This window comes from Burkholderia sp. AW33-5 (assembly GCF_053427615.1).
Window position 1 is genome coordinate 81,231 of record NZ_JBSAXA010000014.1, and the last position, 12,230, is coordinate 93,460.

Genomic DNA, 12,230 nt, shown 5'->3' on the forward strand with positions numbered 1-12,230 from the left:
TCCTCCCATGCTCGACATCCAGTTGCTGCGCAAAGACCTCGACGGCGTCGCGAAGCGCCTCGCCGATCGCGGCTACACCCTCGACGTCGCCGCGTTCTCCGCACTCGAAGCGGAACGCCGTGCGATCCAGACCCGTACCGAAGAGCTCCAGGCACGCCGCAACAGCCTGTCGAAGCAGATCGGCGCGATGAAGGGGAAGGGCGAGGACACGTCGGCCGTCATGGCCGAAGTCGGCGGGATCGGCGACGAGATGAAGGCGTCGGAGGCCAAGCTCGGCGAGATCCAGACGCGCCTGTCCGACCTGATGCTGGGCATGCCGAACATCGCGCACGAAAGCGTGCCGGTCGGCAAGGACGAGGCCGACAACGTCGAGGTGCGCCGCTGGGGCACGCCGCGCGAGTTCGACTTCGCGGTGAAGGATCACGTCGACGTCGGCACGCCGCTCGGCCTCGATTTCGAAACCGGCGCGAAGCTCGCCGGTGCGCGCTTCACGATGCTGCGCGGCTCGATCGCACGCCTGCACCGCGCGCTCGCCCAGTTCATGATCGACACGCACACGCTGCAGCATGGCTACAGCGAGACGTACACGCCGTACATCGTGAACCCCGAAATCCTTTACGGCACCGGCCAGCTGCCGAAGTTCGCCGACGACATGTTCCGCGTCGAGAAGGGCGGCGCCGAAAACACGATCACGCAGTACCTGATCTCCACGTCCGAGATTTCGCTGACGAACACCGTGCGCGAATCGATCGTCGAAGGCGCCGCGCTGCCGATCAAGCTGACCGCGCATTCGCCGTGCTTCCGTTCGGAAGCCGGTTCGTACGGCCGCGACACGCGCGGCATGATCCGCCAGCACCAGTTCGACAAGGTCGAGATGGTGCAGGTCGTCGCGCCGGACGCTTCGTACGCGGCACTCGACGAGATGGTCGGCCACGCGGAAGCGATCCTGCAGAAGCTCGGCCTGCCGTACCGCGTGATCACGCTTTGCACGGGCGACATGGGCTTTTCGGCCGCGAAGACGTTCGACCTCGAAGTGTGGCTGCCCGCGCAGAACACCTATCGCGAGATCTCGAGCTGCTCGAACACCGAGGCATTCCAGGCGCGCCGCATGCAGGCACGTTTCCGCAACGCGCAGGGCAAGCCGGAACTCGTGCATACGCTGAACGGTTCCGGCCTCGCGGTCGGCCGCACGCTCGTGGCCGTGCTGGAGAACTACCAGAATGCCGACGGTTCGGTCACGGTGCCGGAGGCACTGCGTCCGTACATGGGCGGCATGGAGCGAATCGAAGCGCCTGCGCAGGCGTCGTGAGATTGCTCCGCGATCGGTCTTCGAAGGCCCCGCAAAAAAATTTGCAAAAAGGGCTTGTGAGATTCAAAGAGATCGTTCTATAATCTTTTCTTTCCCGGACACGACCAACCGGGAAATGAAGCAGCAAGGAAGGAGAGGTGGCAGAGTGGTCGAATGTACCTGACTCGAAATCAGGCGTACGGTTTCCCCGTACCGTGGGTTCGAATCCCACCCTCTCCGCCAAAATACGAAGCCCCGTGATCCGGAAGGATCACGGGGTTTTTCGTTTGGGTCGCGCGTGAGTGAACGCTGCGTCGATGGCGGTGTACGATAGCGCCCAGGCGTTGGGGCCCGTCACACGAACGACAAAAAGCCACGATGAGTGCGAGCACGCGAATCTGGGGGATGCTGACCGGCGCGGTATTGCTGACGGCGCTTGCCGCCGGCATGTGTGTCATGCACGCGGATTGGGTCGTGAATCCTGGCAGCGTCGTCGAGTTCGCGCGGCACGTCGCGCTCGGCTTTGCTGCAAGCGCGTTCCTTGCCGTGCTGTCTCGCGTGCGCCGCTATCGCGACATCGCGCGAACGCTGCGCTGTCGCGAATTCGCATTCGCGCTACTGAGCGTGGCGCTGCTCGCAACGCTCGGCGCGGCCGTCGCCGTGCTCGATTATCTTTGCGTGGCGATCGCCCCGCCGTCGATCGAAAGCCATCTCGTTCGCTTCGATGCGATGCTCGGTTTCCATTGGCCGGACCTGTACCGAAGGGTGACGGCGCAAGCCGGCCTGCACCGTGTGCTCGACCTCGCGTATCGCAGCGGCATGCCGCAACTGTTTGCGGTGCCGTTCATCCTCGCGGCGGTCCGTCGCGTCGACGATCTCGCCGAGTTCGTCGCGCAGTTCATGTTCGCGGTGATCGTGGTCGTGCTCGTCTCCACGCCGTTCCCCGCCGCCAGCGCATTCGTCCATTTCGGCATCACCGACCCGGGCACCGCATCGACGGTGACGCACTACGGCCTGTTGCGCAGCGGGCAGCTCCGTCAACTGAATCTGGCCGACGCGCAGGGGCTCGTGTCGTTGCCGTCGTTTCACGTGATGCTGGCGCTGCTGTTCGCGTATGCGGTGCGGCATGTCCGCTACGTGTTTCCGGCTGCGATCGTGCTGAATGCGGTGATGATCGCGTCGACGCCGACGCAGGGCGGCCACTATCTCGCCGACGTGATCGCCGGGATCGTGTGCGGCGCGCTGTCGATCGCCGCGGTACGTCGCTGGATGGGCGGTCGACGCGCGATCGAGGCGGCCGGACCGCACGCGGCAAGCCCGACCTGATCGCGCGACGCCAGAGTCGCAATCTCCCCTTGCGTGCCGGCGGGCCCGGTTCCTCGCCGTCGCCGAATCGCCGTCCTCCTCGCGGCAGCTCCGGCGGAATCCCGCTGCCGATGTCCTGCTTCAGCCTTGGTTTCGCGCGCCGTTAACAATGGGCGACGGCACGCGCCTTTTGCGTCGTCGCCGTTTCCCGTCGATAAGGTCCCATGAAGCTGAGCTACAAGATTCCCCTCGCATTCGCCATCGCGCTGCTGCTGATGTTCTGCGGCGCCCTGTACGGCATCCGCATCCTCAATCGCTCGATCGATACGTTCGCGAACGACGTGCAGACCCGGGTCGCCGACGAGCGGCTCGTGTCGGCGACGCTCGTGCAGTTCAAGCTGCAGGTCCAGGAATGGAAGGACACGCTGCTGCGCGGCAAGCAGCCCGACAAGCTCGACAAGTACTGGCAGGCATTCCAGACGCGCGAGCGCACGGTCGATACGCTCGCCGCGCAGCTCGTGAGCCAGTTGCCGCCCGGCGAGAGCCGTACGCTCGTCGAGCAGTTCTTGCGCGCGCATGCCGCGATGGGTGACGGCTATCGGCGCGGGTTCGACGCATTCAAGGCCGCTGGCTTCGAGCCGACGGCCGGAGATGCGGCCGTCGCGGGCGTCGACCGTGCACCCGCCGCGCTGCTCGAGCGCGCGGCGAAGGCGATTGCCGACGAGAGCGCCGCCGTGTCGGCGCAAGCGAGCCGCGATGCGAGCCACGCCACCGCGGCGAGCGTCGTGCTGATGCTGATCGTGCTCGGCATCGCGATGATCGGTGCGTTCCTGTTCAGCCGCGCGATCCTGCGGCCGCTCGATCGCGCCGTGGCCTGTGCGCAGGCGGTAGCGGGCGGCGACCTGACGCGCGATGTCGACGCGGCAGGTCGTGACGAAATCGCCGATCTGCTGCGGGCGTTGCGGACGATGCAGGCAAGCCTGTCGGGCGTCGTGCTCGAGGTACGGACGCATGCCGAAGCCGTCGCGACCGCGAGCGCGCAGATCGCGGCGGGCAATCATGACCTGTCGTCGCGCACCGAGGCGCAGGCTGCGTCGCTCGAGGAAACCGCCGCCAGCATGACCGAGCTGACGGGTATCGTGCGTCAGTCGGCCGAGCACGCGCAGCACGCGGCGCAGCTGGCGCGCGACGCGTCGGACATCGCGTCCGCGGGCGGCGGCGTGATGACCGACGCCGTCGACACGATGGGCGGGATCGCCGCCAGCGCGGCGAAGGTCGGCGAGATCATCGCGGTCATCGACGGCATCGCGTTCCAGACCAACATCCTCGCGCTGAACGCGGCCGTCGAGGCAGCGCGCGCGGGGGAGCAGGGGCGTGGCTTCGCGGTCGTCGCGTCGGAGGTGCGCACGCTCGCGCAGCGCAGCGCGGCCGCCGCGAAGGAGATCAAGGCGCTGATCGAGCAATCGACGCGGCGGGTCGACGAGGGCGCCGTGCTGATCGCGCGCGCGGGCGAATCGATCCACGAGATCGTCGGCGCGGTGCAGCGGGTCACGTCGATCGTCGGCGAGATTTCGTCCGCATCGCAGGAGCAGAGCGGCGGGATCCAGCAGGTGAACGTCGCGGTCACGCAGATGGACGAGGCGACGCAGCGCAACGCGGCGCTGGTCGAACAGGCGTCGGCCGCGACGCAGGCGCTGGCCGAGCAGGCGAGCGCGCTGCGGCACGCGGTCGCCGTGTTCAGGCTGCCGCAGGCCGCGTGACGATATCGCAGATCGCGACCACACCGTCGAGCATCACGCCGCGGCCGAATACTGCGCGAGCACGCGCGCGCGGATCGACGGCTTGATGTTGGACTGCGCCATGTCGCGGCCGTAATGCGCGACGACACGCGGATTCATTACGCGATACCAGAGCGGCGGCACATACGCGAACAGGATCATCGTCGCGTAGCCGGCCGGCAGTTGCGGCGAGTCGTCGAAGTGGCGCAGCGCCTGGTACGAGCGCGTCGGGTTCGCGTGATGGTCGGCGTGCCGCTGCAACTGATACAGGAACAGGTTGGTGACGACGTGATTGCTGTTCCACGAATGCTGCGGCGTGCAGCGTTCGTAGCGGCCGCTCGGCAGCTTGCGGCGGCCGAGCCCGTAGTGTTCGACGTAGTTGACGACTTCGAGCAGCGACGCACCGTACACGGCCTGGATCACGAGGAACGGAATCACGATCTTGCCGGCCATCGCGATCGCGATGCCCCACACGACGACGGTCATCGCCCACGCATGCAGCACCTCGTTGCGCCAGGTCCACGGCGAATGCCCGAGGCGCTCGAGGCGCGCCGTCTCGAGCCGCCAGGCCGAGCGGATGCTGCCGGTCACGGTGCGCGGCAGGAATGCCCAGAACGATTCGCCGTAGCGCGCGCTCGCCGGATCCTCGGCCGTCGCGACGCGCACGTGATGGCCGCGATTGTGCTCGACGAAGAAATGCCCGTACGCGACCGGCGCGAGCGTGACTTTCGCGAGCCAGCGCTCGAAGCGGCTGGTCTTGTGCCCGAGTTCGTGCGCGGTGTTGATCGAGATGCCCGTCGCGGCGCCGAGCGACAGCGCGAAGCCGACGTAGTCGTACCACGCGAGCGCATGCGTGCCGACGATCCACACGCACATGAAGAACGCGATGTATTCGACCAGCGTCGCGAGATAGACGATGTAGCGGTAGTAGCGCTCGCGTTCGAGGTGCGGGACGGCGGCTTCGGGCGGATTGTCGCGATCGTCGCCGATCAGCGTATCGAGGACCGGGATCACGCCGAACGCGAACAGCGGGCCGAACCACCAGAACACGTGAAGGCCCGTCGACAGTGCGAGCTGGGCCGAGAGGATCGGCAGCGTGATCGTCACCGCGCCGAGCAGCCATAGATAACGTTTGCCATCCGACCAGCCCGAGGCCGATGCGTCGGTCATTGCCATTGTCTCCCTCCTTGTTTTGGCCGGCTCCCGCGTGTGCGGGCGCGGCGGCCGGGTGACGCGTTCGTCGTCGTTCGAATCGTCGCGGATCCGCGGCACGACGCGCGGCACGGATCGTTGGTCCGGTTGTGCCATTTATACGACCGTCGCGCACGCTTTCCAAACCCTCGCGTTAGGCGTGCGACTCCAAACGGCGGACCGTCCATGACATCGGTCGGGAAGGGCCGGCATGGGGTGATTGAAACAGGCGGGCGCGGGCCGATTCCCTTGCGCGGCCTGCGTTCTTGTCAGATGAATGCTCGGCGCGACGCACGCGTGCATTCGGCGGCGAAGTTCGCAACGAATGTTGCGGCGCAGCAGGCGCGGCGCGAAGGCGCCCGGCGGCGCGGTTCGTCTGGATACATATGTAACGAACCATTACGGCCTCGACGACGAAATGCAGGACCCTCGCCGCATGAGCGCCATGCATGACAAGGCGAGCGAGGCGACGCCTCCGGTCTCGCAGTGCGGGCCGTATGCGTCGCCGCACGTCGACGCATCGATGCTGCACCTGCACACCGGCGTGTGCGCGACATCGATTGCCTTTCGATCGGCGCTGCCATTTGAAAATTACGATTTGACTCATGCCCCGCTTTCGGTTGAAGCTAATAGCTTGCTGTCCGAAGGGGGCTGTGCCTGCATGAGTTCGACCTTGACCGTTCGTCGTATCGCTGCCGACCAAGGCCGCGTGTATCGCGAACTCCGCGCCGCATCGCTGCGCGAGCCCTACGCGCCCGGGGAAGCGCCGGAGGCCGAATTGCTGAACGTCGATTCCGACGCGGCGGCGGCCGTCGCCGCGCTGCGTGCCGCGTCCGACGAGTCGACGACTTTCCTGCTGTATACCGAAGGCCATCCGGCCGGCATGATCGGCGCGTATTTCGACAATACGCCCGAGCGGCGCGCGTTCGTCAGCGAGCTGTGGGTCGCGCACGCGGTTCGCCACCTGCGCGGCGGCGTGCTGTTGCTCGAAACGGCCACTGCGTGGCTGGCCGAACGCGGTGCGCAGGACGTCTACGCATGGATCGCCGATGCGAACCGCAACGCGATCCGTTTCTACGAACGCGCGGGTTTCGGCAACACGGGCGAGCATGCGCCGATCGCGCGGATGCCCGGCGCGATGAAGTCGTTGTTCGTGTCGCACGTCAACACGCCCTGACGCATGAATGCGCGGGCCGCACGGTGCGATGAATACCCGGCCGCCCGTCCGATTGCCCGCCTGCCGGTTGCGCGTTCGCCGCGACCGTCGCCACCCGGTTCCCCAAAAATAATGGCCGCGCGCGTGGACGCCTGTAAAATACGCAAAAATTTTTTGCAGAGTGTCCATGTCGCTTAAAAAATCGCCATTCTTCGAGCTGCGCAGCGGATCGGTCGATACGTTGCTGTTCACCGTGAAGACGACCGATCTCGATGCGTTGCGTACCGAACTGGTCAAGCGCTTCGAAGCGACTCCCGAGTTTTTTGCCGATGATGTCGTCGCGATCGACGTCCGCCGCCTCGCGGACGGCGAACGCGTCGCGCTTGCCGACATCCGCCAGATGCTGAACGATGTGCGGATGCGCCCGGTGGGCGTCGTCGCGCTCGCCACGCAGGGCTGGGCGGCGGAAGCCGGCCTGCCGTTGCTCGAGGCGCGCGACCGCCGCGTGTCGACGGCGAAGCCGGCCGAGGAAGCGGAGCCGGCGCCCGTCGCGGCCTCGGCCGCTGCCGCGGCAGCCGAACCGGCGCCGGAACCCGCGCCGACGCCGGTTGCGGCGGGCGGCCAGACGCTGGTGATCGATCGGCCGCTGCGTTCGGGGCAGCAGATTTACGCGAAAGGAGACCTCGTGGTGCTTGCGCCGGTCAGTCACGGCGCCGAGATCATCGCGGAAGGCAACATCCACATCTACGCGCCGTTGCGCGGCCGCGCACTCGCGGGCGTGCACGGCAATCACGACGCGCGCATTTTCTGCACGTGTCTGGAGCCGGAACTGATTTCGATCGCGGGTATCTATCGAACGACCGAGAACCCGTTGCCCGCCGACATACTGGGCAAATCGGTGCAGATCAGGCTCGAAGAGGAAAAACTGATGATCGAACCGCTGCGCCTGACGTGATTCACGCGGCACGCTCCGGATCGATCGGCTCTCATTGACGAACACAGGGTATTGGGTAAATGGCAAAAATCATCGTGGTGACTTCGGGCAAGGGCGGCGTGGGCAAGACGACGACCAGCGCGAGCTTCGCGTCCGGCCTCGCGCTGCGCGGCCACAAGACGGCCGTGATCGACTTCGACGTCGGCCTGCGCAACCTCGATCTCATCATGGGCTGCGAGCGTCGCGTGGTGTATGACCTGGTCAACGTGATCCAGGGCGAAGCGAACCTGAACCAGGCGCTGATCAAGGACAAGAAGTGCGAGAACCTGTTCATCCTGCCGGCGTCGCAGACGCGCGACAAGGATGCGCTCACGCGTGACGGCGTCGAGAAGGTGCTGAACGACCTGGTCGCGATGGACTTCGAATACATCGTCTGCGATTCGCCGGCCGGCATCGAGGCGGGCGCGCTGCACGCGATGTACTTCGCGGACGAAGCGCTGATCGTCACGAACCCGGAAGTGTCGTCGGTGCGCGACTCGGACCGCATTCTCGGCATCCTGTCGTCGAAGACGAAGCGCGCGGCCGAAGGCAAGGATCCGATCAAGGAACACCTGCTGATCACGCGCTACAGCCCGAAGCGCGTGAGCGAAGGCGAAATGCTGTCGCTCGAGGACATCAGCGAGATCCTGCGCATCAAGCTGATCGGCGTGGTGCCGGAATCGGAAGCCGTGCTGCACGCATCGAACCAGGGTCTGCCGGCGGTGCATATCGACGGCACCGACGTTGCGGAAGCGTACAAGGACGTCGTCGCTCGTTTCCTCGGCGAGGACAAGCCGCTGCGCTTCACCGATTACCAGAAGCCGGGCCTGCTGCAGCGCCTCTTCGGCAGCAAGTAACGGAGGCCGCCCATGTCCATCCTTTCGTTTCTCCTCGGCGAGAAGAAGAAGTCCGCATCGGTCGCGAAGGAGCGCCTGCAGCTCATCATCGCGCACGAGCGGGTCGGCGGCCGCCCGCCGGCCGATTACCTGCCGGCGCTGCAGAAGGAGCTGGTCGCGGTCATCTCGAAGTACGTCCATATTTCGAACGATGACATCCGCGTGAGCCTCGAGCGCCAGGACGATCTCGAAGTCCTCGAAGTGAAGATCGAGATCCCGCAAGCCTGACGCTTGCCTGTCCCCCCGCACGGCGGCGCATGCCGTCGTGCGCGTCTTACGCCCTGTTGCACTTTCGGGCTCGCCGTAACACGGCGCCTGTCGGCCGCCGATCGACCTCCCGCATTGAACGAATACGCTCGCGTCATTTGTTAATCAGGAGGTTGTAATGGCTGTCTCTACCGTTCGACGTCGTATCGTTTCGCTCGCGCTGTTCGCCGCGGGCCTGTCAGCCATCGCCGCGCCGCTTGCCGCACGCGCGGACGAAATTCTCGTCGGTGCGCCGGTGATGGTGCAGTCGGGCCGGATGGTCGTCGCCGAACCGGTGACGGCGCCCGTCGAGGAAATCGTCGTCGTCGCGCCGAACGCGCCGCCGCCCGTGCGCTACGAGGTCGTGCCCGACGCGCGCGTCGGCTATGTGTGGGAGCGCGGGCACTGGCGTTGGGATCACGGTCGCTACGTCTGGATCGGCGGTCACTGGGAAGCCGAGCGCATCGGCATGCACTGGGTGCCGGGCCACTGGGATCAGCGTGGCCCGAACTGGTTCTGGAACCGCGGCCACTGGGCCTGACGGAGGCATGCGATGAAACGAACCGCCATTGCCATCGCGCTCGTCGCGATCACGCTCGCCGGCTGTATCGTCGTGCCGGCCCGTCCCGTCTACTATCGGCCGGCGCCGGTGGTGATCTACTGAGGGTCACGCGGGCCCGTCCGCGCCGGGCCGCTCGCACCGGATGCTGACGGGTCGGGTTCGTGCGGCGTCGCCGTCGTGTGCGTGGCGACGTTGCCGGCCACCGGGGCCTCCGGCTCGCCAACGTCGTGCTCGCGCAGCGTGTCGAGCGGATCGGCGGGCGCGGCGGCTGCATCCTGCGGCTCGACGACACCGGCCGCAGCCGCCGGTGCCGCGGCGGGGGCGGCGGTGGCCGCGGGCGGCGCGAGATAGCGTTCGGCGAGTGTTTCGTAGAGCGGCGGTGCGAAGAAGCGCGCCATGCGGCTCGATACCAGCGCGGTCGCCATCAGCGAAATCACGAGCGCGTGACCGTTGATCATCTCCATCACGATCACGAACGACGTGATCGGCGACTGCGTGACCGCCGCGAGGTAGCCGACCATCGCGAGCGCGATCAACATCGGCAGGCTCATGTCGCCGAACACGATGTGCAGCAGGTTGCCGAACCCGGCGCCGATCGACAGCGAAGGCGCGAAGATCCCGCCCGGGATGCCCGGCAGGTACGACGCGACCATCGACACCATCTTCAGGAACGGATAAAGCACCGACAGCCGTTCATGGCCGTCGAGCAGGCCGCGCGCCTCGGCATAGCCGCTGCCGAACGTCGTCCCGCCCGACACGAGGCCGACGACCGCGATCACGAAGCCGCACAGCGCCGCGAACGCGATCGGGCGCTCGTGATACAGGCCGAGCAGGCGCGCGGGCAGCCAGCGGCCCGTATTGAGCAGCAGCCAGCTGAAAAGGCCGCCCGCGATGCCCGTCACGATCGCGGTGACGAGCACGGCGACGGCAAGCATCTTCGGAAAATGCTGGCCGGCGTCGATCGTGCCGAAGTACGTGTAATTGCCGTTCAAGCCCAATGCGACGACACCGGCGAGGATGATCGCGGTGATCAGCACGCCGCTTGCGCGGGCGGAGAAGCTGCGAGTCAGCTCCTCGATCGCGAACACGATCCCGGCGAGCGGTGTGTTGAACGCGGCCGACAGGCCGGCCGCTGCGCCGGCGAGCACGAGCTGCCGTTCGATCTGCGCGTTCGAGCGCGGGTAGAAGCGCCGCAGGTTGAACATCAGCGCCGCGCCGACCTGCACGGTCGGGCCTTCGCGGCCGATCGTGAAGCCGCCGAGGATCCCCAGGAACGAGATCAGGACCTTGCCGAACAGGATGCGCAGCGTCAGCAGCCGCGCACCGAATGCGCTCGGGCTCGCGTGCAGTGTCGCGATGACCTGCGGGATCCCGCTGCCCTCGGCACCGCGGAAGAAGCGGCGCGTGAGCCATGCCGACACCGCGGCGATCGACGGCGTCAGCAGCAGCGGCAGCCATGCGGCGTGGTCGCGCATCGTGCGGAATGTGTCGTAGCCCCAGTCGATCAGTCGCGCGTACAGCACCGCCGCGAGGCCGACGGCGATCGCGCCGAGCCAGAACACGCCATACTGGCGCCAGATCCGCAGCGACCGGCGGGTGAGAGCAGGAAACAGCGCGGGAAAGGGAGGGCGTTGCATCGGCAGCGGGCCGGAAGAGCAAAGAACGCATTATAAAAAGAACCCGATGCGGCCGGGGCTCGACAAATATTCACAAGAACGTCGCATTTTGTTGCAAATGTAATGCAGGCGTAATGTCTGCGCACCGCAAGCGTCGTTAGCATGGCGCAATGGCCAGCCATTCCTCATAACGAACGTGAAACGCATCCTCATCGTGAAAGTGACGTCGCTCGGCGACGTCGTCCAGACGCTGCCCGTCGTCGCGGACCTCCATCGCGCCTTCCCGGGCGTGACGGTCGATTGGGCCGTGGACGAATCGTGCGCGGAGGTCGTGCGCTGGCATCCGGGCGTGAGCGAGGTGCTCTGCGCGCCGCTGCGGCGGTTCAAGAAGCTGCGCAACGGCGGCGACCTGAAGGCGATCTCCGCGTCGATCGGCGCACTGCGTGCGCACCGCTACGACGCCGTCATCGACCTGCACGGCGTCTACAAGAGCGCGATCATCTCGGCACTCGCGCGCGCCGCACGCCGTGTCGGCTATCAGACCCAGGATCTCGGCGAGACGGGTGCCCGTTTCGCGTACTCGCATCGCTTCGGCCCGCGGCCGGACTGCGACGCGTGGCACGGAATGCGCGTGAGCGCCGGCGAGGCGCTGGGCTATGTCCCCGAAGGCATCGCCACGTACGGGATCGTCCCGCCGCAGGATGCGAACCTGCCGCTCGCCGTGACCGACGGCGCGCCGTTCATGCTGCTGTTCCACGCGACGTCCAATCCCGACAAGAAATGGCCGGCCGACGACTGGGCCGCGCTGGCCATCCGGATGATGGCGCGCGGCGTGCGCGTGCTGTTGCCGTGGGGATCGGCCGCCGAGCACGACGATGCGCAGGACATTGCCGCCCGCGCGCCGGGCGCGATCGTGCTGCCCGCGATGTCGGTGCGCGAACTGGGCGCGGCCATCGGCCGGGCTGCGCTCGTGGTGGGGGTCGATACCGGGTTCGTGCACATGGCGCACGCGCTGCAGCGGCCGACCGTGATGATTTTCGTCGCGACCTCGCGCCACCATTGCGGCATCGGCGGCGCACCGAATGCACTGTCGATCGGCGAGCCCGGCGTGCCGCCGTCGGTGGCGCAGGCACTCGATGCAATCGATGCAGTCGGGCCGGCCTACGACGCGCAGCGCGAGCGGCTGACGGCCTAGCCTGCACAGGCCCGGCTTTCGGTG

Annotated in this window: 11 protein-coding genes and 1 tRNA gene; 10 read left to right on the forward strand and 2 right to left on the reverse strand. The window is 66.8% G+C overall.

Going from position 1 to position 12,230, the window contains the following annotated elements:
- Positions 1-7 precede the first annotated feature (7 nt).
- The 4 genes from serS (at position 8) to ACV22V_RS21730 (ending at position 4,353) form a co-directional block, all read left to right on the forward strand.
- Entirely contained in the window at positions 8-1,309 is a 1,302-nt protein-coding gene (gene serS / locus ACV22V_RS21715; RefSeq protein WP_059820211.1) for a serine--tRNA ligase, read from the forward strand.
- Positions 1,310-1,440: 131 nt separating this feature from the next.
- A tRNA-Ser gene (locus ACV22V_RS21720) sits at positions 1,441-1,531 on the forward strand.
- A 135-nt stretch (positions 1,532-1,666) separates the two neighbouring features.
- Complete coding sequence (locus tag ACV22V_RS21725) at positions 1,667-2,614, forward strand: phosphatase PAP2 family protein (RefSeq protein WP_448015530.1); 948 nt, start codon at positions 1,667-1,669, stop codon at positions 2,612-2,614.
- A 203-nt stretch (positions 2,615-2,817) separates the two neighbouring features.
- Complete coding sequence (locus ACV22V_RS21730) at positions 2,818-4,353, forward strand: methyl-accepting chemotaxis protein (RefSeq protein WP_448015531.1); 1,536 nt, start codon at positions 2,818-2,820, stop codon at positions 4,351-4,353.
- Between the two features lie 33 nt (positions 4,354-4,386).
- Here the strand turns inward: ACV22V_RS21730 and ACV22V_RS21735 are convergent, their stop codons facing one another.
- Positions 4,387-5,547: an alkane 1-monooxygenase gene (locus tag ACV22V_RS21735; protein WP_448015532.1), complete on the reverse strand. Its 1,161-nt coding sequence runs from the start codon at positions 5,545-5,547 to the stop codon at positions 4,387-4,389.
- A 538-nt stretch (positions 5,548-6,085) separates the two neighbouring features.
- Here ACV22V_RS21735 and ACV22V_RS21740 point away from each other — a divergent pair.
- The 5 genes from ACV22V_RS21740 to ACV22V_RS21760 all read left to right on the forward strand — a co-directional run bounded on the left by ACV22V_RS21740 (position 6,086) and on the right by ACV22V_RS21760 (position 9,374).
- Positions 6,086-6,739 carry a GNAT family N-acetyltransferase gene (locus ACV22V_RS21740; protein ID WP_236873226.1) on the forward strand — a complete coding sequence of 218 codons (654 nt, stop codon included), beginning with the start codon at positions 6,086-6,088 and terminating at the stop codon, positions 6,737-6,739.
- A gap of 166 nt (positions 6,740-6,905) precedes the next feature.
- Positions 6,906-7,673 carry a septum site-determining protein MinC gene (minC, locus tag ACV22V_RS21745; RefSeq protein WP_448015533.1) on the forward strand — a complete coding sequence of 256 codons (768 nt, stop codon included), beginning with the start codon at positions 6,906-6,908 and terminating at the stop codon, positions 7,671-7,673.
- 59 nt (positions 7,674-7,732) lie between these two features.
- Positions 7,733-8,548 (forward strand): septum site-determining protein MinD, encoded by an 816-nt coding sequence (gene minD, locus ACV22V_RS21750; protein WP_044849298.1) that lies wholly within the window; start codon positions 7,733-7,735, stop codon positions 8,546-8,548.
- A gap of 12 nt (positions 8,549-8,560) precedes the next feature.
- Positions 8,561-8,815: a cell division topological specificity factor MinE gene (minE, locus tag ACV22V_RS21755; RefSeq protein WP_006486661.1), complete on the forward strand. Its 255-nt coding sequence runs from the start codon at positions 8,561-8,563 to the stop codon at positions 8,813-8,815.
- A gap of 157 nt (positions 8,816-8,972) precedes the next feature.
- A complete protein-coding gene (locus ACV22V_RS21760; RefSeq protein ID WP_059690788.1) occupies positions 8,973-9,374 on the forward strand; it encodes a YXWGXW repeat-containing protein in 402 nt (133 codons plus the stop codon).
- A gap of 116 nt (positions 9,375-9,490) precedes the next feature.
- Here ACV22V_RS21760 and ACV22V_RS21765 read toward each other — a convergent pair whose 3' ends face one another.
- The gene (locus ACV22V_RS21765; protein ID WP_448015534.1) at positions 9,491-11,032 is read right to left on the reverse strand and encodes a chloride channel protein; all 1,542 of its coding nucleotides are present in this window, start codon (positions 11,030-11,032) and stop codon (positions 9,491-9,493) included.
- Positions 11,033-11,207: 175 nt separating this feature from the next.
- Here ACV22V_RS21765 and waaC point away from each other — a divergent pair, with 175 nt between their 5' ends.
- Positions 11,208-12,206 carry a lipopolysaccharide heptosyltransferase I gene (gene waaC / locus ACV22V_RS21770; protein WP_448015535.1) on the forward strand — a complete coding sequence of 333 codons (999 nt, stop codon included), beginning with the start codon at positions 11,208-11,210 and terminating at the stop codon, positions 12,204-12,206.
- The last annotated feature ends 24 nt before the right edge of the window (positions 12,207-12,230 follow it).